This window comes from Psychrobacter sp. DWR1-2-3 (assembly GCF_049896465.1).
In the GTDB taxonomy this organism is placed as follows: Bacteria; Pseudomonadota; Gammaproteobacteria; order Pseudomonadales; family Moraxellaceae; genus Psychrobacter; species Psychrobacter maritimus.
In genome coordinates this window covers 183,417-207,644 of record NZ_JAFCUJ010000003.1, presented here as the reverse complement: position 1 = coordinate 207,644, position 24,228 = coordinate 183,417, and the positions used below count along the sequence as shown (strand labels likewise).

Below are 24,228 nucleotides of genomic sequence, written 5' to 3'. Positions count from 1 at the left end.
CTTTTTTAATGGGTAATATTTGGCTATTTACCAAAGTTACCCATTTGATAGTCACGAAACGTTTGCTTTAACTCTGCTTGGGTATTCATAACAAACGGCCCATAGCCTGCTACTGGCTCACCGATAGGCTCACCACTTAGTAGTAATAACTTAACCGTACTTGGCGCGTGCTCATCATCAGAGAGCTTAGGGTATGTCAGCTTAATGCTATCGCTTACCGGCGTTGCTGATGGTTCATTGGCAGCATTGATATCAGAATCAAGATCAGTATCACTTGGCGTGGCAAACTGAATCAGACTACCTGCGCTCACTGGGGTATCATTAATCAGTAGCGTACCTTCTTGTACCAATATCATGACATTATGGCTGTTTGGCACTTGCAGCGTCGTTGAGCCAGCGCTATGCAATGCAATATCCCACATATTGATAGGCGTAAAGGTACTTGCCGCGCCTGTCGTATCTTGCCACTCGCCTGCAATAATCGCTGCTTTACCTATCTCATTTCCGTTTTCATTATCGGTTAAATTAACGATAGGTAAGTCATCGCGTTTCAGCGTCTGATATTTGGGCTCAGTCAGCTTATGGGCGCTTGGCAAATTGACCCATAATTGCACCATGCTAAAAGGACCGCCACGCTGACCAAAGGCTGGCGAGTGGAACTCTTCGTGCATAATACCGCGCCCTGCGGTCATCCATTGCACATCGCCTTCTTGGATGACGCCATAACCACCGGCCGAATCAGCATGACTAATCTCGCCGGCGTAGGCAAGCGTTACCGTCTCAAAACCTTTATGCGGATGCTGCCCGACGCCGTGCGGCTGCGTCTTATAGTTTGGATTTGGGGCAAAGTTGGTCGGCTGACCATAATCTAATAATAAAAACGGGTCGGTATGACGATAATTAAAATCAGGATCGTCATCTAGGTGATTGAACAAGGTTTTGACATAAAAACCGTCGCCGACCCAATGCGGCTCTTTATCGCCATGAATATGTTTGATGGAACGCATTGAACACCTCGTAAGCCTAAGCGTATTAATAGATACCCATCTAGTTAACAGCTATTCTTTAGCCACAATTATCTAACACGAGTTATTTAAATGCTCATGATTAAATAATAATGCTTCAATAATAATCTGCTAACTATTAAGTAATTCTAAATTTATATGAGTCTATATAATGATTATATTCACAGTTATCAAGCGTTTAGTGGTTTCTATCCCATTTGGATAACCTGCGTTTAGATAACTGGTGTTTGAATAGCTAGAATTTGAATAGCTAGCGTTTAAATTAAAGTTATGCCTTAATATCAAACCACTTCACCGCAAACAAAACCGCTGGCCCATGCCCATTGAAAGTTATAGCCACCAAGCCAACCGGTGACGTCGAGCACTTCACCGATAAAATATAGCCCGTCTTGATGTTTGCTTTGCATGGTCTTTGACGAAACTTCATCGGTTGTGATACCGCCGCGCGTGACTTCAGCGGTTCGATAGCCTTCGGTACCAGACGGTTTTAGCTGCCAGCCGTTCAGCGTTGCCCCAAGCTCTATCAAGCGCTCATCTTTAATATTGGCAAGCTCGGTATCTTTGATATCGTCCCACAAATGCGTTTGTAGCGCTGCCAGCAGTTTTTTCGGCAAAGCATTGTCGGTATTGTCTGCCAAAACTGTCCGGATAAGCTGGCGTGGATGAGATTTTTTATGGGCAAGAAAAAGCGCCGTCATATCTATATCAGGCAGCAAATTGATGCTGATGGTTTCGCCAAGATGCCAATAGTTGGACAGTTGCAGCATAGCCGGGCCAGACAGTCCGCGATGGGTAAAAAGCAGCGGCAGCTTAAAGGAGATGCGCTCATTACTGGCAATCACCGGCAGACTGATACCGGCAAGCGTGCGAATCAGCTCACCGGTTTTATCGGTAAAGGTAAAAGGTACAAGGCTGGCATCGGTTGCTACCAGCGTATGTCCAAACTGCTGCGCAAGCTCGTAACCAAATCCGCTCGCGCCGAGTGTCGGAATCGATAAGCCGCCCGTCGCTACCACGAGCGACTCGCAGCGATAGCTGGTTTGCGGCAGCTTGCTTTGATTGCCGCTGTCTTTTCTCTCTTGCTTCTCTTTTTTACTCAGCTGTTTGCTAGTAATTAATTCAAAGCGAGATTTTTGATGACTCTCGTGAGTGTTTACTTGTTCGACTTGGGTATTGAGTCTGACTTGCACGCCCACAGCGGCGCATTCATCAAGGAGCATGGTTAAAATATCTTGCGCCGAATCATCACAAAATAGCTGCCCGTGCTCGCGCTCATGGTAAGGGATTTTATGCTGCTCAACCATGCCGATGAATTCCCAACTCGGATAACGGCTCAGTGCTGATTTACAAAAATGCGCATTGCTACCGATAAAATGCTCAGGCTCGACGAAGTAATTGGTAAAGTTGCAGCGTCCGCCACCTGACATGAGGATTTTTTTACCGGCTTTATTGGCATGGTCGAGCACCAAGACGCGGCGACCACGGCGACCAGCGGTGAGCGCACAATATAACCCTGACGCACCAGCGCCGATGACGATGACATCATAGTGATTGTGTGATGGTGCATTGCAGGTATTTTCCATGACGATATGTTCCAAAAAGCGAGAGGTTATAAAGGTTAAAATAAAAGGTAGCTATAAAGGCAGTAATAAAAGTAGCTATAACATTAACAATAAAATTAGCAGTAAAACAAATAGTAGGTTTTGAGGCAAAGAAATAGCAGGCTATTGACTATAGCTTGCCGCTATTTTGAAGCCTATCTTTAGGCTAGCCATTGTCCATGTTTTCTTTCAGCTTACAAGGATTAAATAAGGCGATGAGAGATTCTCTATGCACCTAAAACTGCCAAAGATTCTAAATAGGCAGGTATGGAGAATATTATTGAATAATTAAGCAAAAGACGAAATAAGCGTGGCCTTATCAAGTATACAGCTGTGCAGCGGAATTGTTGTGATTCACGGTTGATGTCTTGCAACCCTCGTGCTTATTTGTCAAACTATCCTTAGGTGTCACATTATGGAAGATGACGCTTATCACCTGTAGCAGCGATTGTTGTTTGATGACTGGCGTTCGACGTCAATCGCTTCATGAAAGCCGCTATAGGTCATAATAATTAGAAAAGGATGACTACGATGACTCAGAAATCATTTCCTATCACGGCTGAATTTGTCGCCGCTGCCAATACCACCGCCGAACAATACACTAAAGAATACCAACAATCCATTGCCTCACCTGAGGCAAACGATGCCTTTTGGGCGAAGCGCGCCGAGCTGATTGATTGGATAAAAAAACCCACCAAAATTAGCAATGTTAATTATGACTTAGAAGATTTTCATATTAAATGGTATGAAGATGGTGAGCTTAATATTTCAGTCAACTGCCTTGACCGCCATGTTAAAAACAATCCCTATAAACCGGCGATTATTTGGGAAGGTGACCATCCGTCACTGCATAAAATCATCTCATTTAAAGAGCTGCATGAAGCGGTTTGTCGCCTAGGCAATGCCATGCGCAAACTTGGGGTGAAAAAGGGCGATCGCGTCACTTTATATATGCCTATGATACCAGAAGCGATGGTGGCAATGCTGGCGTGTACGCGTATTGGGGCGGTGCATTCGGTGGTGTTCGGTGGTTTTTCTGCTGAAAGTTTGGGCAACCGTATTATTGACAGTCAATCTAAACTGGTCATTACCGCTGACGAAGGTATCCGTGGTAATAAGCGCACGCCGCTCAAAGCCAGTGTCGACCGCGCTTTGGATATGGATGGCACCGATAGTGTGACCAACGTCATTGTCGTGCATCGTACGGGTAATTCTGTCCCAATGAGTGGTCGCCGCGATGTTTGGTATCACAGTTTGGTCGATGGTGAATCAAAGCATTGCGAACCTGAAGTGATGAATGCCGAAGACCCACTGTTTTTATTATATACCTCAGGCTCAACGGGCAAGCCCAAAGGCGTGTTGCATACCACCGGTGGTTATATCACTTATGCGCTTTCTACCTTCCGTGATGTGTTTGATATTAAAGAAGACGATGTCTACTGGTGTACGGCGGATGTCGGCTGGGTGACGGGTCATACCTATGCCACTTACGCGCCGCTTGCCAATGGCACGACGACCGTTATGTTTGAAGGCGTACCAGAATATCCAACGTGGGCGCGTATCGGTCATATTATTGATAAACACCAAGTCACAGTCTTGTACACGGCACCGACGGCGATTCGCGCCATGATGAAAGAAGGCGACACCTTTGTCCGTGAGTCGAATCGTTCAAGTTTGCGCTTGCTCGGCACCGTTGGTGAGCCGATTAATCCGGAAGCGTGGGATTGGTATTATCATGTCGTCGGCGGCGGTAAATGTCCGATTGTTGATACTTGGTGGCAGACGGAAACCGGCGGTATTTTACTGGCGCCGATACCGGGCACGGTAGATATGAAACCGGGTGCGGCGATGAATCCCTTGTACGGTATTGTACCCGTCGTCGTTGACGGTGATGGCGAGATACTTGAAGGTTCGGCGGAAGGCAATCTTGCGATTAGCGGCGGTTGGCCGGGGCAGATGCGTACCATTTATAATGATCATGAGCGCTTTTTAAAAACCTATTTTACAGAATATCCGGGCTACTACTTTACGGGTGATGGCGCGCAGCGTGACGAAGACGGGCACTATTGGATTACCGGACGGGTAGATGACGTGCTCAATGTCTCAGGACATCGATTGGGCACTGCAGAGATTGAGAGCGCGGTAGTGGCGCATCCGGCGACCGCTGAGGCGGCTATCGTTGGTATGCCGCACGACATTCGCGGTATGGGTATTTGCGCCTTTATTATCCTAAAATCGGGCGAAACTGCCACCGAATCCCTAAAATCAGAGCTTAACCGCCATGTGCGTATGGAGATTGGTCCGATTGCCAATTTAGATGCTATCTATATGGTCAATGTGCTACCCAAGACGCGCTCTGGGAAAATCATGCGCCGTATCTTGCGCAATCTTGCAGCAGGGCAATATGTTGGACTGGGTGATTTATCGACCCTTGCCGATAGCGCCGTTATCAATGAGCTAGTTGATGTGGTGAAAGCTGAACGCGGAGACTGATAGTAGCTATTAGATAGCTATCTAATAGGTATCGAATAATTATCGATAGATAAAATCGTCAAAAGTGATTTTTTAGCGCCAATAGCCAATAATTAGGCTTATAAATAAATTATTATAAGTGTAAGTAAAACAATAAAGAGCCATGTTAGCAAAAATAGCATGGCTCTTTTACGTAGACGTTATTGATATTGACCGGCTTTAAAGGTTCAATATATTTAATATAGCTGCGCTGTTTTATGGCTCTAGCTTCTATGGTTTCTATAGTCAGTTCAAGATAAAAGAGCCACGTTCAAAACAATCTTCTGCTGGTATAAATTTTCCTCGCTTGCTGTGTGCTTCGCACTCCAGAGGCTTCGAAAAATTCATCCCAGCAGTACGGTGTTTTTTTACATTGAATCTACTATATTTTGCTCCCTACTTTATAAGGTTTACTGTCATTATGCCTGACTCTTCTTTGCCGCTTGCTCAGACATCATCGCCAAAAATTGCCATTATTGGTGGCGGCTTAACGGGCTTATTTACCGCAACCTTATTAGAGCGTGCTTTTAGCCAAATGAATGACCAGCAAATTAATGACCAGAAAATTAATGATAGAGCCTTAATACCAGAAATTACTATTTTCGAAAAATCGCGCAGCGTCGGTCGTTTGGCTACTCGTTATCGCACCGATAGCCACACTAATAAAAACTGGCAATGGGCATTTGGTGCGCAGTTTTTTACCGCCAAGAGTACAAGCTTTCAGCAGTTTATTAAGCCTTGGATACAGACAGCTTTGCTACAGCCTTGGTGCGCGCAAGTAGTGAGGTTAACGCCAATAGATGCGAATAATCAGACAGCTGATATTCAAGCTAAAGAGCAATGGAGTAGGGTTCAGGCGCGCTATATCAGCACACCAAAAATGACCAGTTGGGGGCGAGCATTAGCCGATGAGTTACAGTATACGACCATAGAATTTAAAACCCGCGTGGCACCTTTGGCAGAACATAATCAAACTCTCGCTAATAAAGTCAGCAAAAAAACCAGTCAGAAAACTGAACTGTTTGATGAAAATGACAATAGTCTTGGCAGTTTTGATTGGGTCATTTGTACCGCGCCAAATGCTCAAGCTGTAGAACTGATGGCAAATACTGGTTTTTCTGAATTAGCAAAAATCACTGAGCCACAAATGCAAGCCTGCTATACCTTGATGCTTGGCTGGGATGATAAGCAGCCATTACCTGAATCATTAAAGCATCAGGAAATGGTATGGGATGTGGCGTATGTGCAGGATTCTATACTTGATAGAATCTTTATCGAGCAGCAAAAGCCTGCGCATAATGAGCTATTACCCAGTATTACTATTCATGCGCGCAACGACTGGTCAGAGCAGCACGTTGATGCCGATATTGATACCATAAAAACGCAGTTATTAGCCGCCGCCAAGCAAGCTTTAGGTTGGAATGCAGACAGTACACCGAGCCAAATTGACTGTCATCGCTGGCGTTATGCGGCGACCGTCAAGGTTTCTAATACAGACTCTAATAATACAGATGCTAATAAAGAAGCAGTAGGCATATTGGTTGATAACGAGCAGCAGTGGATTGTCAGCGGCGACTGGTGCGGGCAGGGCAATATCGAAAGCTGTTATCAGATGGCAACACAAACAGTGGCAAGGATTTGCGCGCACTCATTAATTAGTGCGGGTTAAGTCATCTGTGCGAACTAAATAAAAGGAGGTAGGACGCCATGTTTGGATTTGATATCGATATAGAGCTGATGCAATATCATTTTTTTCAATTGGGTATAGCCTTTATTCTCTCCTTACCGATTGCCTTAAACCGTGAAATGAAAGACAACGGCGCAGGGCTTAGAACCTTTCCGCTCGTAACGATTGCTTCCTGTGCTTTTATGCTCGTAGGCATGGATATTTATGATTCAGCTGGGGAGGCGAGAATCATGTACGCCATTATCACAGGTATGGGTTTTATCGGTGGTGGGGCGATTTTTAAAAACGAAGAAGGCTCAAAAGGCACGGCGACGGCAGCCAGTCTTTGGAATACGGGCGCTATAGGTATCTCGGTCGCCTACGGTCGCTATGAGATTGCCATTATTTTATCTTTTGTGGGCTTTTTAATTTTGCAGTTCTCAGAGCCATTTAAGTCTAAACATAAGCTTTAATGCTTGACAGTATTTAACAGTCAAGATAGTAATATTAGGCTATAGGAATAATAAGATTGATTAATACTAAAGCGCAGGCAAAAAAAGAGCCCACGAAGGAGGTGTCGTGGGCTGAGGAAACTTATCATGCGATCGAGTTACTTTTGCTATTAACGATTTTGATGTAAACGAGTCACAAATAAATTGATCAAGATTTATTATTGTTAATATAAAGATGATGTCAGAATCCGCTATTTCAAGAATTTCTTACATCTGCTTACAACTATCAGTGTACAACTGTATTTATTTGACCATGATAACTGAAAATGGCTGATTTACCTAGTTTGCTTACATGTCATTACGTTTTGAGGGCGTTATACCTGCCTATATTGTCAAGAAGTAGTAAAATAATAAGGCTCTTATAAATCTCTATTTATAAGCGTTTATGGGTCAAAATAAAGGGTAACGCATCAAAGCCAAAACCAACCTATAGAGATGGCATGACGCCATGCCGTAAAAATGCTAAGCTAACCACATTCTTATCGTTCACTATCAACTGGGTTTGCCATGACCGAGAGTACACAGCTGCACACGCCAGAACAAAAACCGCTACCGGCGCAAAATGACAAAAGTATTTTTAATCTGCCCAATAATCTAACGATTGCGCGTATTTTAATGATTCCGCTCTTTGTGGCGATTGCCTATTGGCCACCCGCCCTAGGTATTGGAATGCCCGCGATTTCAGATAACGTCATCGCTCGGGTCGGCATGAGTGAATTTAGCGACAGTTTACTGCGCCATTTATTGCTGACCGGTGTCTTTATTATTGCGGCAATTACCGATTGGCTTGATGGTTATTTTGCTCGTAAGCTCAATGTAGTATCGGCCTTTGGGCGCTTTTTGGACCCTGTTGCCGATAAATTAATGGTCGCAGCTGCATTAATTATCTTAGTGCAGTGGCATCCCAATATCATTATGGCGATTGCCGCGATTGTGATTATCTCGCGTGAAATCGCCGTATCGGCGCTACGTGAATGGATGGCTGAGCTCGGTAAGAGCACCAGTGTGGCGGTCTCTTATGTCGGCAAACTCAAAACCACTTTTCAGATGATAGCCATCACCGTTTTATTATTAAACTGGCAATCGCTTGAGATGATAGGTTATGTATTAATGGTTGCTGCAGTGATTTTAACCTTATGGTCGATGCTCATTTATCTAAAAGCCGCGTGGCCTTATTTAAAACAAAGCGGTTAATATAGATTAAAAATAAGCATAATAAAAAACGCCAGTCGCATTATACGACTGGCGTTTTTTTAATGGGGATTAGAGACGTCCCATATTTTAGCGATGGTTTATAGCGATAGTTTATAAAGAAACTGAAAAGGTTTCACCCATATCTTCAGCAGTTTTGCCATCTTGTACCGCTGCGGCTGCCATCTTAAACATATTCACGACGGTACTGCCGCTAAGCCAGCATTCTGCACCATGAGGCACGACTTTAATCAATTGTACGTTTTCATCTTCTTTACCATGCTCAAAGAAAGCATTATAAACCGGCGACCAAAGCTCATCTAATTTAGCTTTGTCTGTCGGCAATTCAGCGTTAGCACTAATAGAAACGAAGTTCTTTTCATCTTGGGTGGCATAAGTCAGACCGATTCTTGCATCATCCTGAATGTCTTTGACGACGTCTGAGGATTTATCGCCGATAAACCAAATTTCTTTCTTATCGAGATTGACCTCATTAGTGGTCATCGGCCAAGCATGGATATCGCCTTTTTTATTGGTGGTACTCATCATGGCGAACTTCACATCTTTAATAACGTCTTGAATTTTAGCGATATGCTCTTGGTTACTCATGGTGATTATCCTTTTTCATTATAGTGATTGATTTTTCGTTAATGGATTATTGTTATTGATTACGTTTTTGTTTCATTGAATCTTTAGTTTAAATGGTCAAGCTTTAGCTAGATAAGCAAATAGATAAGCGCTTAACTCGCCAGCAACTGCCATCTAGGATAACGATTACCGCTAGGAGATTTATATAGGCTGCCAGTAATGCGATGTGAGTGTTTGTAAGGACTATAAGCATTGGGTAAAAATTGTGACGCCAGACTTCATTCATTAAGGCTTTCTGTTGAGAAAAATTATTTATAAGATTTGCAGCTTAATAGGGAGGTTTAAAAGGGCAGTTAATAAAGCAATTGAAAAGGCTGTTTAAAAATAACTCAGAACAGTTATCTGCTAAGTGCTATCTATAGCTGTTGTTAGTTCGATAACTGACTTGCTAGCTTACTTACTCACTGAGCTTTTCAGCAATTTATCTCGGTTTTGGCCTGCTTATTACGGGGCTTCTTGTTATAATACGCAGACCATTTACTTTGCATGGCAGAGATGCCTTGATCTTACGGATTATGCCTTTATGATGACCATCGCCGGACAACCGTTTCTTACCGATTTTCAGACGCAGCAACTCATCAGTCAGTTTCAGCAAAAAACCGAGCTAAATGTCAGCCACATCCATACTCAGCAAGTTTATGTGCTATCACGGACGCTTGAAGGTGATGAGCAGAAAAAAGCGCTGGACCTATTTGGGGTTAAGGCAGACACCCAACTTGCCGCTCCACAAAACAACCAATTACAAGTCATCGTAGGCCCGCGTTTTGGCACCATATCGCCGTGGGCAAGTAAAGCGACCGATATTTTTAATAACTGTGATATTGAGATTAACCGTGTTGAGCGCGTCATTGTTTATACGCTAACCATTGATGGAAAAGCAGACGGCGAAATGGGTGCAACGCTACCTAAAGCCGCTGAGCAATTATTGTTTGACCGCATGACCCAAAGCTTGGTCTATGATTTAAACGATGTGAATAAATTGTTTGGCGATGAAAAGCCGGCATCGCTTAATCATATCGATGTGATTGGACAAGGTCAGTCGGCGCTTGAAGCAGCCAATACAGAATTTGGCTTTGCGCTATCGAGCGAAGATATTGATTACTTGATGAATGCGTATGTCAATGAGCTAAAGCGCAATCCAACCGACGTTGAGCTCATGATGTTTGCCCAAGCAAACTCAGAGCATTGCCGTCATAAGATTTTCAATGCCGAATGGACAGTTGATGGCGCGGTACAGCCAAAGTCACTGTTCCAAATGATTAAGAATACTTATAAAGCCAATCCACAAGGCATTTTGTCTGCTTATAAAGACAATGCTGCGGTAATGGCAGGTTCTGAGGGTATGCGCTTCTACCCAATTCCTACTGATGCAATGGATGCCAATTCAGCGCATCCTTACGATTTCCATCAAGAAGAAATCGACATCTTAATGAAAGTCGAAACCCATAACCATCCAACGGCGATTGCCCCTTATGCCGGTGCAGCGACGGGCGCGGGCGGTGAGATTCGTGATGAAGGCGCAACGGGTCGTGGCGGTAAGCCCAAAGCCGGTTTAACGGGCTTTCATGTGTCACATTTACATATCCCAGAGCTTGCAGAAAAATGGGAGCAGTCAGGTCAATTAAGTACGCAGGATTATGGTACGCCGGATCGTATGGCAACCAGTCTTGAAATTATGACCGAAGCCCCATTAGGCTCAGCCAATTTCTCTAACGAATTTGGTCGTCCAAACTTATGCGGTTATTTCCGTAGCTTCCAATTGGACACCTCAGCGGCAAAAGACGGTAGCCAAATGCGCGGCTATCATAAGCCAATCATGCTGGCAGGTGGTTACGGCAATATCAAACGTAATCTGATTGAAAAAAATGCCATTCAACAAGGTGATTTATTAATCGTCCTTGGTGGCCCTGCGATGCAAATTGGTCTTGGTGGCGGTGCAGCATCTTCGGTCGATAGTGGTTCATTAGATGAAGGCTTGGACTTTGCTTCTGTACAGCGTGATAACGCTGAGATGGAGCGTCGCTGTCAAGAAGTTATCGATCGCTGCTGGGCCTTAGCTGGTAATGGACAGTCTGGGAACGATATTGACGCAAGCAACAACAGTAAAGATGGCAACCCAATCGTTTCGCTACATGATGTTGGTGCAGGCGGTCTATCAAATGCCATGCCAGAACTGGTCAATGACCATGAGATGGGCGCGGTGCTCAATCTACGTAAAATTCCGTCGCTAGAAGCTGGTATGTCACCAATGGCGATTTGGTCAAACGAAGCACAAGAGCGTTATGTCCTCGCGATTCGCCCTGAGAGCAAAGAGCAATTCGATGCCATCTGTGCCCGTGAGCGCTGCCCGTATGCCATCTTGGGTGAAGCCACGGAAATCCGTCAGCTTGTCGTTAATGATGAATTGCTCCCTGAGCAGCCAGTCGATATGCCAATGCAAGTATTGCTTGGTGGTACACCGCAAATGCAGCGTAGCTTTGAGCGTCAAGAAACTACTTTACCAGCATTAGAGCTTGGCGACGTCAATCTAGCTGAGTCTATTACCGATGTATTGCGTCATCCAACCGTCGCTAGCAAGTCATTCCTCATTAGCATTGGTGACCGCTCTATCACAGGCATGGTCGTTCGCGATCAGTATGTAGGTCGCTATCAAGTGCCCGTAGCAGATTGCGCCGTGACGGCTTCAGGCTTGATTGCGTTAGATGGTCAGCCAATGAGCGGTGAAGCGATGAGTGTTGGTGAACGTACGCCTGTTGCTTTGATTAATCCAAAAGCGTCTGCACGCTTGGCTGTTGGTGAGGCGATTACCAATATCGCAGGCGCGCGCATTACTCAGCTATCTGACATTACTATGTCAGCGAACTGGATGGCAGCTTGTGGCGAAGACGTAGAAGACGCTGCATTATTTGACGCCGTCCATACCGTTGGTGAAGAGCTATGTCCTGCGCTTGGTATCGCTATCCCCGTTGGTAAAGATTCGCTATCGATGCGTGCTAATTGGACAGATGAAGACGATAACGGTAGCCAAGACAAATCAGTCGTTTCGCCAATGAGCTTGGTTATTACGGCTTTTGCGCCTGTTATTGACGTGGCAAAAACCCTAACGCCAGAGCTAATCAATGGTGATAGCGCCTTTTATCGTATTGATTTATCAAAAGGTCAATTGCGTCTAGGCGGTTCAATCCTGGCGCAAACGCTTAGCCAATTAGGTAATGACTGCCCAGATTTAGCGCAGCCAAGTGACTTGGTCGACTTCTTTAACTTTATCCAAGCGGGTAACGCGCAAGGCGTCATCAGCGCTTATCACGATATCGGTGATGGTGGTTTGCTTGCGACCATCGCAGAGATGCAGTTCACCAGCCGCCAAGGTATCAAGCTGTCATTGACTGATGATAACTTGCTCGGTCAGCTGTTCAGTGAAGAGCTAGGCGCAGTGATTCAAGTCTTACCAGAAAACGTTGCCGCTTTAATGCAATTGGCAGAAGAATTTAACGTGAGCGAAATGATGAGCCTCGTCGGTCAAAGCTCAGAAGAAGATAGCCTACTAATCCAAACGCCAACACTCATGGGTGATGATACCTTACGCTTTAAGCGTTCTGAGCTACAACAAGAATGGAGTCAGGTCAGCTATCAAATCGCCCGCCGCCGTGATAATCCAGCTTGCGTACAGCAAGAGTATGACTTGATTAGCGATGCTAGCCATAAAGGTCTTATCGCAGCGCCAAACTTTGACCTCAATCAAAAGGTTGAAGAACCGTACTTAAACAGCCGCGAAACTAAGCCAAGAGTCGCTATATTGCGTGAGCAAGGCGTCAATGGTCAGACAGAAATGGCAGCAGGCTTTACCCAAGCCGGCTTTGAAGCGGTCGATGTGCACATGAGCGACCTGCTAGAAGGTCGCATTAATCTACGTGACTTCGACGGTTTAGTCGCTTGTGGTGGCTTTAGTTACGGTGATGTACTCGGCGCAGGCTCGGGCTGGGCGAATTCTATTTTGTTCCATGACGAATTGCGCATGCAATTTGTGCGCTTCTTTGCCCGTCCTGATACCTTCTCACTTGGTGTCTGTAACGGTTGTCAGATGATGGCGCAATTGAAAGATCTCATCCCAGGTGCGGAAAACTTTCCAAGATTTATTGCCAATAAATCAGCCCGCTTTGAAGCGCGTACGGTCAACGTAAAAGTCGAGCGTACCAAGTCTATCCTGTTCAAAGGTATGCAAGACAGTATCTTACCAATCGCTGTCGCGCACGGTGAAGGCTATGCCACGTTGGACAATACTGAGATCGACGGTATGGCAAAACACGGTCAGCTCGCCATGCGTTTTGTTGACAGCCAAGGTCATCCAACCGAGACCTATCCGCTCAATCCAAACGGTTCGCTCGGCGGTGTCACAGGTCTGTGTAGCACCGACGGTCGCGTCACCATCATGATGCCGCACCCTGAGCGTACGCTACGTGCCTACAATCATAGCTGGAAGCCAGAAGAGTGGGACGAGGACGGCGCGTGGATGCGTATGTTCCGTAACGCTCGCGCTTGGTTGCGTTAGGATAATTTGAATCAATCTTAGATAATAAAAAAGGTGGGCTTAGGCTCACCTTTTTTGTGTTTGGGGTTTGGGTTTTTGAGAAGTAGGGGTGCTATTTCCCGCCTTCCGCTTGTATCTGCCAGTCTGGGCTAAACTACACTTAAAGATAACCATTGTGATTAAAGTCTAAGGAGATACAAATAGCTTTAAGTCTACTTCATAATTTGAGAGCTGAGTTAGCCATGTATCGATAAGTTGATAGGCTTGCTTACTTGTACCTTTGGCGCTAGAGATGTTTTCCATACCACTTTTGAAATGATTCGCCGAAAAACCATTACCTACTATAATCCACATCTCTTTTTGTACTAAAATATCATTACGTCGATTTCTTATTTTCTCTAAAACCTGTTGTAGCTCGTCAGATGTTCCGTTAGTGTTTGGATCGTATTCTTCATTATAAAGTCTAATACGACTATTTAAAGCAATATTATTGCCGACCTTCCATGGATTATTTAAGTGGGTCTGATTATAGTATTCCTCAAACTTTTGTCCTACCAAAGCCTCAATATTCTTAGTTGCCTGACTTCCTACTTCAGCTATTGCTCCAGCGGATGATTGAGGTTTTTTTTCAGAACCTCCACATTTTACATGAGCCATAACTAACTTATCTGGTGAGGATAATATAAAGTCTGCAGGTTCTGTACCTAAGTCTGTACATAAGATAAGGTCTACATTCGGTAAGTACTGATAAAAACTACCCAAAACTGATAAATTAGGATCATCGTTTTTTACGTTTGATAGTTTATCAATTTCATGAAATATTGAGTTGTCTCCAAAATTATCTTTAGTGGTATTTGCCTCATCTTTTTCTGACAATTCGTCCTTCAAAAGACAGTTTAACGGTATTATCTTTGACATTAAGTTTTTATTGAACCATCCATTCTCGGTAGGCAATCGCTGTTCAAAAAACTCCCCTCTTAAGAAAGTTATACCGTTGTTATATAAGAGTTTAATAGTATCTTCATTAAATATTTCTTCATCTTCTAATAATTCATTATTATTATAAAAACTTAACTCATCACTAATATCCATACAGAGTTTATTTTTATCATCAAAGGAAAGTTGGATTTTAGCTCGTTCAGCATGAGATTTATCCATACAAAGAGTAAAAATTGCCGAAGGTAATATTTTAGTTGAGTAATTAAGTACGGGGCTTAAGTCGCAAACATCTAAAAGACAAAAACCTTGGTCATAAATTTTATAGATATAATCATTAGTGAGAGTATGTTCTATATTTTTATAATAAAAAGATAAATCATCAAAGATTGTGAAATCTAAGATACAAGCTGAAGGATTTCCTAATGGGGCAGAGTCAGCAGGCTTAGCAAAGGAGCTTACGAAATTACTTTGTAATGCACTATCCATTTTAAATTTATCAGATATTTCATCTAGCCAAGCCATAAACTCATGATAGCTAAATCTACGTTTTTTTTGATCAGAAACTCTTCCAGACCCCACACCTAAATAAAATGAATTATCAATCGTATTTTTTACGGTATTAATACTATTAAATACTCCAGTTGTAATTGCATAATTTGAATTAGTTGCAGGATGGTTGATAGCCTCTAAATTGCCTATGTACGAAATGCCTTCAGGTCGATGCTCACTTTTCTGTAAGGCTCTAGTATTTGCTTGCTTCGTATGAGTTGTATTGTTAGTTTCGGAAATCACTTTAAATAGTGTATCCATGTCTACTGCTCTTCCAATGCCTAACTCATCATCATCACTAAATTTCCTTCCTTGGCTGTCGAAAATAGCTATATATTTTTGATCTAGTTCTTTTACGACCATTATTTCTAATGATGGTTCAAAAAATAGGCTATCTTTTAGAAACCTTGAGTTATTAAAGACTATTGAGGTTACTACACCAAGTTCAGCGTCATATTTTGATAGAGCACCTTGACGGTTAAATTCCCAATATAATTTATCCAAACAATCAGCTAAATTAAAATCTGGATTTTTCTTGTAAAAGCAAACTGATGCCAACGGGATTTCAAGAGATTCAATAGGATTAAATCCTTTAAAATCAAATTTTTTCTTGAAGCCAGAGTTATAATAACTATGTTCAGGAAACTCATCGATATAGCTCTCAATTAGAATAGCCGTATCTAGAGTTTTAATAAACTTCCTAGCAGTTTTTTCATTAGATAAATCTTCGTCAAATACTTTAAAATTACTCCATAAATCGAGATTATTGTTATTATCCAGTCCTATAACATAAGGTTGGTATTGTTTGTACTTTCTTACCACTCTACCCACTGTTTGAACTAATTCTCTACCGCTAGCTACAGGATAAGTGAGGATAAGTATTTTAGCCTGAGGTAAATCAACGCCTTCATCTAATTTCCTTTGATGAATTATTACTTCGTAGTCTTTTTCATGGATATTTGCAGGAACATTCTGTAATGTGTTTTTATCATCTGACTTTGCATAACTATCATGGATTGCTACAGTATTGAATTCGGTTTTTAACAATTCTAAATACAGTTCGACATCTGAAAACTCTTTACATTTGACTATGCATACTGACTCTGGTTGTGAGCTTTTTATCTCTTTAATTCTTTCAATTAACCTATCTTTATTAACTACTTCAAAGTTTGGATCTACAATATCGTGATTCTCAACCGCCTTTTTAAACGTATATATATAATGGTGTTTTACATCAATATCGAAGCTAAATAAATCGTTTCTATAGGGTGTAGCTGTAATAATTAACTTTTTACATTTAAACTTTCTAACAGCTTTGCTCCATTTCGAAGCTGGCTCAGCATGCCCTTCATCGAATATTACTAAATCAATCTTATCTTTTATAGAGTCTAACTCCGATTCAGAAAGTGCTGTAATCATTTGGACTGTAGTACAGTAAATACCTTCCTTTTCGAAGCTATTGATATTTTTGAATACAGATTTAAGGTTTGGTATATCAGCTAGGTCATCTAGAATTTTTTTATAAAAATCACCTTTTAGTTGTTTTGCCAGCTGGTCGCAAACAGCTCTTCTGTGAGTAAGAACTAATACTCGTTTAGATTTAAAGCTATGGCTAGTTATACAAATAACGCCACTTTTACCGGCTCCAGTTGGTAAGCTGATTAGACAAGACTTCTTACTCCGTGAGTTAAGATATGTTGATACAGTTTCTATGCTTTTCTTTTGACAATCTCTCAACCTTGAAATAACTTCTTCACTTATATTCATAGTAGCCCTTTTAAACCAATGAGATTACCTACATTATTCGAGATTTTTATTTGTATTAAGTTTACTACAAAAAAAGAGCCAATCTATAAGAAGAGTGACTCTTGTTCTGTGGAATCTAGGAGCTTTAATGTATCTTTATAAAGGCTAATCACCTTCTGAACTATCTTTACCTTCTTTTCGAGCCTCAGCAATCAACTCATGAATCTTAGCGCTTTCTTTTAGCACACAAGCCTCATACGCAGAGAGCGGCTCGGCTTCCTGCTCTTTTTCTTGCTCCTGTTTGGCTTTTTCTTCTAGATATTTCTGAAGCTCGTCTTGTTCATTTTGCTCGTTGTATTGTGAGTTACTCATGGCTTATGTCTCCTAATATTTTTATTCATTAATAAAAGTCATCACGACCAGCATACTTCTTATTGAGTGCGCGTAGTATCGCATACGTTTCTAAATCAAGCTCGCCCGTTGGCTGCTGTGGTCTGAAATGCAATTGAAAGGCATAAACGACATCGCGACTGGCTTTATCCCACGCGTCTGTGTCATTGATTTGATAACCATAATCGCGAAACGCTTGCTTAATCTCGGGTATCGTTGCCACTGCAAACGCGTCTTGATTCATAAAGAATTGCTTATCAAATTCATCATACCAAGCGCCAATGCCGTACTCTTTATAGAGTCGCTGCCAAGGAAATTTTGCACCGGGGTCAATCTTACGCGAGGGTGCCATATCGGCATGGCCGATGATATTATTTTCTGGGATATTATATCTTTTTGCCAAGTCTTGCACCAGCTGCGCCACTTTTTTAATCTGCAATTCATCAAATTCGACATAGTGCTCATAAGGATGATAGTCGAGCGCGCCGTTTTTTAAGGCATCTCGATATTCAGGCTTAATGCCTGCATTGACAATCTCGATACCGATAGAGGTATCGTTGAGTATCGTTCTACCGGCAAAACCGCCCGCGCCAGCATGCCAAGCGCGTTCGCCCTCGGGCACTAAGTTATAAATTTTATTATCGTTATTATCCAAAATTAGATAGTGGGCGCTAACGTCACCAGTGCTCAAAAGCTTAATAGCGCGGGCATTATTGCTCACCGTATAATGCAGAATAATGGTTTTAATACGTTCACTTTTACCAGTGGCTTGGTAGGTTTCGCTATCAATGACGAAGGGTTCAGTATTCGCTATTTGGGTGTTATTAGTCGTCGCGCAGCCAATTAGGGGTAGCGTTAAGGCACATGCTAATGCTAAAAAGATATTTTTTGCCATGAAATGCTCTGTATGAATAAGGGTAGGCGATGATGCTTACCTTTATCTGATATTGATAGTAGATAGATAAGATTGAGATATTTTTACAGCTTTTTAATCCTTGCGCATTTTCTTCGCCAACACCGTTTTCCAACTGTCCTCCAAACATTCAATCGCAAGCCACGGCTCGATAACCTCAGCGTCAAATTTCTCTTTTGAATTGGCCAATTGCCATAACTTTTCCAGCGTTGCAAAAGGATAGGGGCGTTCGATTAAATATACCGGCAAATCAGCGTTAATCATACCGTCACGTACGACCTGAAAATACCAGCCAGCGATACCTTGCTTAGTTACCCAAGAGGCGATATTAGGCACTTTACTAAATTGCCCGATTTGGTCATTGATTTTGTAGCACGGACGGCGCGGTTGCACGATGCGTAATTGCACACTATCGCCACCATTCCCATCAATGATTTCATCTTGACCATACTGAAAAACGTCACCGATACAAACCGTGGCTTCCGTCATTTCTAGCAGACCATTTACCGCTTCGGTCGTTAGGTTTTCACCTAATGTACCAACGCGTACCTTTAGACCAAACTCAGCGTTAATCTTATCGTAAGTCGCCACCGCTAGTTGATGCACGGCTTTTAGCGGGCCGCCATGATGGCGTCGGTCGGCTTGTTCATCGGTGGTGAGACCCATAAAATTGACCGCAACAGGAGCTTTGATGGGTGCTTTATCAATCGCGCTCATCTGTTCACGGGCGAATGGCATGGCTTTGCCAGCACGGACGCAGATTAGATTGGCGATATGTAGCGGTAAGGGTTGATTGAAATCAGCGCTATTTTTTTGGCTAGAAGATGCTGTTTGCTCTATGCTCATGGAATATCCTAATCGATAGGGATTTATTAGGCGAGTGGCTAATTCATTACTGATGTTAATGCTGCATATTATCTTAGCCTAATCAAGCGGCTGATTATACGGTTGCAGCATTTTAAAGTTTATCAGCACCTTAAGATTTATGAGTGCTAATTTTTGGTGTAATGGACATTATTCATGCTGGCATAGGGTCTAAAGCTATATACTGTCTATATTTGCAAGGAATCAACGCCATGAATCAAAAAACTGCCCTTTTTGTCGTGATAAACACATCAAAAAGAATGGACGCAAGCTAGGCAAACAACAGTACCAATGTCTAGTTTGCAGACGGCAGTTTTTAGGTGGCAAAAGACTCAATAACCAAACCCTTTGGACTGAATACACCCAAGGAAAACAGACCTACAAACAACTGGCTGACAAGTATAGCTGTAGTCTTAAAACCATTCAAAGACGCTTAGACAAAGTCAGTACCCAGTATCAAGTTAAGCGACCGAATACTGCTAATATCATTATGGATACCACTTACTTCGGTCGTAAGTTCGGTTTAATGGTTTTTATGGACAATACCACTAAAGCCGTTCTTTACTACGCGATAGTCAGTCATGAAACCAACAGTGCCTACAAACAAGGAATTGATCATCTAGCATCGTTAGGCGTTGATGTACAAAGCATTACCTGTGATGGTAGACGAGGACTGCGTACGTTATTTACCCACACCCCTTGCCAGATGTGCCAGTTTCATCAGGTGCAAATAGTAACTCGCTATCTCACTCGTCGACCTAAGAATATCGCAAGTATTGAGCTTAGACGGCTCACTTTAGACTTAACTAAGCTTAATAAAGCTGACTTCATAGAGCACTTAGATTATTGGTTGTTAACTCATGAAGACTATCTGAGTGAGCGTAGTACCAATGAAGATACTGGTAGAAGTTGGTACACTCACAAACGTCTTAGAAGTGCTTATCGCAGCCTCAGAACCAATAGCGATTGGCTATTTACTTACCAAGAATATGGGCATTTAGATATACCAAATACCACCAATTCTCTTGAAGGTTTATTCAGTGAGTTAAAGCGACAATTACACAGTCATCACGGTCTAAGTGAGCAGCGTAAGTTGCGGTTTATTAAAGACTTTTTAGGGTCAAAGTCACTCAAATAGCATGAATTATGTCCATTAGCGACTACCTTCTGCTTTTTAGCATGAATTTTGTCCATTACACCTAATTTTTAAACAAAAAAAGACCAGAGTATTTATCTGGTCTTTTTTCTTGTGCTTTTTAAGTGTTGAACAATTATCGCAATCGATAATCTTATTTGTTTTTATTGCGGCGACCAACGGTTTTCTTTTCACGTGGCACAGCGACCAGCTCAGCCAATTGCTCAGGCGATGACCATAGGCCTTCTAAGTCATAGAAATCACGGGCTTGTGGCGTCATCATATGTACGACAACGGCACCCAAATCGATTAGGGTCCAGTCAGAATCAATACCGCCTTCACGGCCAAGTGGCATAAAACCCGCTTGCTTGGCTTCAGCGCCGACACTGTCAGCCATGGCGCGTACATGGCGCTTAGAGGTACCGTCAGCGATGACGATACGCTCCATCACGTCAGTCAAACTTTCTACATTCATCACGGTGATGTTTTTCGCTTTCATATCTTCTAGAGCGCTTTGGACAAGGGTTAAGCACTCTTGTAAGCGTTCGTCAGTCATGGTGTTAGTCATAAATTGTAATCTCTTGAATCGTCAATATTAAAAATAAAATGGTAAATCGTCACAATGCCTTCTCTAACGTGCCCCTTAATATATAGGTAGATAGGCAGACGTTTTTTAAGACAAAACGGACAAAGTGGGCAAAATTAAAAGTATAAGGCGATTTTAACGGAATTGGGCAGCAGAATATAGCTGATGGGTAATAATATATTGATAAACAGCAGGATTTAGCCATTTAGCGAATGAATTGGGTGCAGTATCGCTAATGATAGCATTTATTGGCTGTAAAGATGTGATTTGCGTTTCGGCAGCGTGCTTTATATTTAGCGATTGAGATACTTGCGGCAGTGGTTGGTAAAGTTGTTGCTGCAATTGCCGCCTTACTTGCGTGCTCGATATCGCTGCCACAGGGCGCGGGTCTATATAAATGCGACCTTGGTAAGTGTTTTTCAATACACTGCTACCCGTTAAAGGTTGAATGTTATGTATTAATAACTCAGGGATTGAATCGACAGTTAAAGGTTGCAGCGGCATAGGAAGTTGCGATTTTAAGGGATTTTGCCAATCAGTCTTAAGGATGTTTTTATTAAAATCGGGGGTTTCCTCACGATTAAACACCCATAGATTGACATAATCAGTCAGCGCCAAACCGTTTTTCCATTTATCCAAACTGCGCGCACTGTCCATGCCCATGATAAATATCAAACTGTCATTTGGATAGCGGGCGCGCAAGGTCTGTACGCTATCGATGGTATAAACGGGCGGCGCTTGCCAGAGCTCAAGCTCGTTAATTTGTAGCGGCGACTCTTGCGTTGCCAGCTTTAACATCGCCAATCGGTGCTCAGGGTTGGTGCTGTCTTCTTTAAAGGGTGAGCGCGCATTGGGTAATAATGACACCTGTAGCTCGCGCTGTTGCTGCTCAGCTAGTGGCAGTAAACTTTGATAAACGTACATCGCCAGTTGCAGATGACCGTTATGTACAGGATCAAATGAGCCGCCCAAATAAGCGCGAATGGCTGGGGCAGTATTGGCTATAGGGAGATGCTTAACAGTATTTGGCATAAATAAGTGAGTGAAAAAGTAAATAAGAAGGTAGTTAAGGTTAATTTATTGTAGATGGACTATAGCATGTGGCTAATCACTTATCGCACTTATCGCACTTATCTCGCTTATCGATTTTATTATGCCTAACTATAGCGTTGAACAGCCATAAAAAAACCGACCATCATAATGATAATCGGTTAAATATAGAGTGATTACTGATTACTGATAAGTTTTAAGACAATTAAATCGCATCGCTATGCGCTTGGATAGCAGTCAGGGCGATGGTATAAATAATATCATCGACTAATGCCCCACGCGATAAGTCATTAACGGGCTTATTTAAGCCTTGCAACATCGGTCCGACACTGACCACATTGGCGCTACGTTGTACCGCTTTATACGTGGTGTTACCGGTATTTAGGTCTGGGAAGATAAAGACGTTTGCTTGTCCAGCGACGGGTGAGTCAGGCGCTTTTTGCTTACCAACGCTCATGACAGAGGCAGCATCATACTGCAAAGGTCCATCGACAGCGAGGTGCGGCGCACGCTGGCGGACGATTTCAGTCGCACGGATGACTTTTTCGACATCCGCACCAGTACCAGATGAACCGGTTGAGTAACTAATCATGGCAACTTTTGGGTTGATACCAAAGGCTGCGGCAGACTGCGCCGATTGAATAGCAATTTCGGCCAACTCTTCGGCATTCGGGTCAGGATTGATGGCACAGTCACCATAAACGACCACTTGTTCAGGTAACAGCATAAAGAATACTGACGACACGAGTGAGTATTCCGGTGCCGTTTTAATCAACTGGAACGCTGGGCGCACGGTATTTGCCGTGGTATGTATCGCCCCAGAAACCAAGCCATCAACTTCATCCATCTGTAGCATGGTCGTACCCAAATAAACCGTATCTTTTAGGTATTCAGCAGCGACTTCGGCATTGGTTTTGCCTTTACGGCGTTCGACCACAGCAGCAATATATTTATCCATATCAAGGCTGTCAGGATCGATAATCTCAAGCCCTTCTGGCAAGACTAAGTCACGGTTTTTAGCGACCTGTTCGACGTCGCTACGCTTCGCGAGCAATACACAATTGGCAATACCGCGGCTTTGGCAAATACAGGCAGCTTCGACCGTACGTGGTTCCGAGCCTTCTGGTAGCACGATGCGTTTTTTAGCATTTTGCGCTTTTTTCACCACTTGATGACGGAAAGCTGATGGTGACAGGCGAGGCTCATGGTTTTGGCTAAAGTAGGCTTTAATCCAGCTCAAGTCCAAATGCGCGGCGACATAACGCGCCACTTCTTCAGCGCGCTCCGTATCATCGCTTGGAATCTCAGCGCTCATATGTAATAGACTTTGTACCGTCTCAAAGCTGTCATCTTCGACACTCATCACAGGGATACCGGTTTTGAGCGCAGATTGCCATAGCTCAGCGACCGTTGGGCTTGGTACTACGCCACCGGTTAATACCAAGCCTGCCAGTGGAATGCCGTTGATACAGGCAAGTCCCGCTGCCAATAATACATCATCACGGTCACCGGGCACGACGATAAGCGTGCCACGTTTAAATACTTCATCGACACGCGCAACCGAGCGCGCGGTCAAGCTGATACGGTTGATACGGCGTGATTTTGCTTCACCAACATTGAGCCAAGTAGCGTCGAGCTCAGCGGCGATATCCCACGTCCGCGGCACAGATAATGAATCGCTAAATGGCACCACTCCGATTAAGCGAAACTCTTCGGTATTAAAGTGTGGTGATAGGCGCTGGACTTCTTGCATAAAGCCTTCATCCAAGCTCAAAACCGCTTCACCCGGTGCGACTATTTGATTTTCTATGGTGCTTTGTACGTTTGGCAAATCATGCATGCGCATCAAGATACAGCCAAGCGTACGGTCGCTTGCCATACCGCCAAATTCGCGAGCATGGACATCGAGCTTATCGGCCAAATAGGCGGGCTTACTGGTATCAGCGGTGCTGACAAAAATAATCTTGGCATCGAGCGCATGGGCAATCGCACGGTTTATTTGGGCGGCATAAGAGGTTTCAGTCGTTGATACCAAGCCTTCGCAAATGACCACATCATAGTCATCGCCAAGGGTATGGTAGTTGACGACCACTTCTTCCATCAAGTCATCAAGATTGTCGTCACCTATCATGCGCTCAACCCGTTGACGGCTGATAGATGCTGGCGGCTTAAGCCCAAAAGCATGCATTGCCAAAGCGCTTGAGCTGTCCAAGCTGTTTTGCTTATCGAGCGTGTCATCTTGCAAAAACGGCTTCATAAAGCCCGCTTTAATGCCGTTATAATCAAAAGCACGAATCAAGCCTAACGCCGCTGACGTCACGCCGATACCGCGGCTGATGGGCACAAGTAAAATAGTTTGCATAATATATCCTAC

At 43.3% G+C, this 24,228-nt stretch carries 16 protein-coding genes; 6 read left to right on the top strand and 10 right to left on the bottom strand.

Annotation, left to right across the window (positions count from 1 at the left end):
• Positions 1–23: 23 nt before the first annotated feature.
• A complete protein-coding gene (locus ACP7AA_RS07190; RefSeq protein WP_426223088.1) occupies positions 24–1,007 on the bottom strand; it encodes a pirin family protein in 984 nt (327 codons plus the stop codon).
• A 299-nt stretch (positions 1,008–1,306) separates the two neighbouring features.
• Positions 1,307–2,608 (bottom strand): NAD(P)/FAD-dependent oxidoreductase, encoded by a 1,302-nt coding sequence (locus tag ACP7AA_RS07185; protein ID WP_426223087.1) that lies wholly within the window; start codon positions 2,606–2,608, stop codon positions 1,307–1,309.
• A gap of 549 nt (positions 2,609–3,157) precedes the next feature.
• Between ACP7AA_RS07185 and acs the strand changes: the two genes are divergently transcribed.
• From acs to pgsA, 4 genes are all read left to right on the top strand, one after another.
• A complete protein-coding gene (gene acs / locus ACP7AA_RS07180) occupies positions 3,158–5,119 on the top strand; it encodes an acetate--CoA ligase (RefSeq protein ID WP_426223086.1) in 1,962 nt (653 codons plus the stop codon).
• A gap of 439 nt (positions 5,120–5,558) precedes the next feature.
• Positions 5,559–6,806, top strand: coding sequence for an NAD(P)/FAD-dependent oxidoreductase (locus ACP7AA_RS07175; RefSeq protein ID WP_426223085.1), 1,248 nt, complete (start codon positions 5,559–5,561; stop codon positions 6,804–6,806).
• 38 nt (positions 6,807–6,844) lie between these two features.
• A complete protein-coding gene (locus ACP7AA_RS07170; protein ID WP_183619640.1) occupies positions 6,845–7,276 on the top strand; it encodes an MgtC/SapB family protein in 432 nt (143 codons plus the stop codon).
• A 546-nt stretch (positions 7,277–7,822) separates the two neighbouring features.
• A complete protein-coding gene (gene pgsA / locus ACP7AA_RS07165; RefSeq protein ID WP_183619641.1) occupies positions 7,823–8,509 on the top strand; it encodes a CDP-diacylglycerol--glycerol-3-phosphate 3-phosphatidyltransferase in 687 nt (228 codons plus the stop codon).
• Positions 8,510–8,620: 111 nt separating this feature from the next.
• On the opposite strand, the gene ACP7AA_RS07160 is transcribed toward pgsA, so the two are convergent.
• A complete protein-coding gene (locus ACP7AA_RS07160) occupies positions 8,621–9,115 on the bottom strand; it encodes a pyridoxamine 5'-phosphate oxidase family protein (protein WP_201629190.1) in 495 nt (164 codons plus the stop codon).
• Between the two features lie 562 nt (positions 9,116–9,677).
• On the opposite strand from ACP7AA_RS07160, the gene purL reads away from it, so the two are divergent.
• Positions 9,678–13,703 (top strand): phosphoribosylformylglycinamidine synthase, encoded by a 4,026-nt coding sequence (gene purL / locus ACP7AA_RS07155; RefSeq protein WP_426223084.1) that lies wholly within the window; start codon positions 9,678–9,680, stop codon positions 13,701–13,703.
• Between the two features lie 165 nt (positions 13,704–13,868).
• Here the strand turns inward: purL and ACP7AA_RS07150 are convergent, their stop codons facing one another.
• The 4 genes from ACP7AA_RS07150 to ACP7AA_RS07135 form a co-directional block, all read right to left on the bottom strand.
• Positions 13,869–16,937: a DEAD/DEAH box helicase gene (locus ACP7AA_RS07150; RefSeq protein ID WP_426223083.1), complete on the bottom strand. Its 3,069-nt coding sequence runs from the start codon at positions 16,935–16,937 to the stop codon at positions 13,869–13,871.
• Between the two features lie 144 nt (positions 16,938–17,081).
• Positions 17,082–17,288: a hypothetical protein gene (locus ACP7AA_RS07145; protein ID WP_426223082.1), complete on the bottom strand. Its 207-nt coding sequence runs from the start codon at positions 17,286–17,288 to the stop codon at positions 17,082–17,084.
• Between the two features lie 28 nt (positions 17,289–17,316).
• Positions 17,317–18,201: an N-acetylmuramoyl-L-alanine amidase gene (locus ACP7AA_RS07140; RefSeq protein WP_426223081.1), complete on the bottom strand. Its 885-nt coding sequence runs from the start codon at positions 18,199–18,201 to the stop codon at positions 17,317–17,319.
• A 93-nt stretch (positions 18,202–18,294) separates the two neighbouring features.
• On the bottom strand, positions 18,295–19,065 hold the full coding sequence (locus tag ACP7AA_RS07135; protein WP_426223080.1) for an MOSC domain-containing protein: 771 nt from the start codon (positions 19,063–19,065) through the stop codon (positions 18,295–18,297).
• Positions 19,066–19,273: 208 nt separating this feature from the next.
• Between ACP7AA_RS07135 and ACP7AA_RS07130 the strand changes: the two genes are divergently transcribed.
• The gene (locus ACP7AA_RS07130; RefSeq protein WP_426223278.1) at positions 19,274–20,221 is read left to right on the top strand and encodes an IS256 family transposase, variant Zn-binding type; all 948 of its coding nucleotides are present in this window, start codon (positions 19,274–19,276) and stop codon (positions 20,219–20,221) included.
• Positions 20,222–20,372: 151 nt separating this feature from the next.
• Here ACP7AA_RS07130 and rsfS read toward each other — a convergent pair whose 3' ends face one another.
• The 3 genes from rsfS to pta form a co-directional block, all read right to left on the bottom strand.
• Positions 20,373–20,786, bottom strand: coding sequence for a ribosome silencing factor (gene rsfS / locus ACP7AA_RS07125; protein ID WP_201564570.1), 414 nt, complete (start codon positions 20,784–20,786; stop codon positions 20,373–20,375).
• 153 nt (positions 20,787–20,939) lie between these two features.
• Positions 20,940–21,836 carry a nicotinate-nicotinamide nucleotide adenylyltransferase gene (locus ACP7AA_RS07120; protein WP_426223079.1) on the bottom strand — a complete coding sequence of 299 codons (897 nt, stop codon included), beginning with the start codon at positions 21,834–21,836 and terminating at the stop codon, positions 20,940–20,942.
• Between the two features lie 223 nt (positions 21,837–22,059).
• Positions 22,060–24,216, bottom strand: coding sequence for a phosphate acetyltransferase (gene pta, locus ACP7AA_RS07115; RefSeq protein WP_426223078.1), 2,157 nt, complete (start codon positions 24,214–24,216; stop codon positions 22,060–22,062).
• Positions 24,217–24,228: the final 12 nt, after the last annotated feature.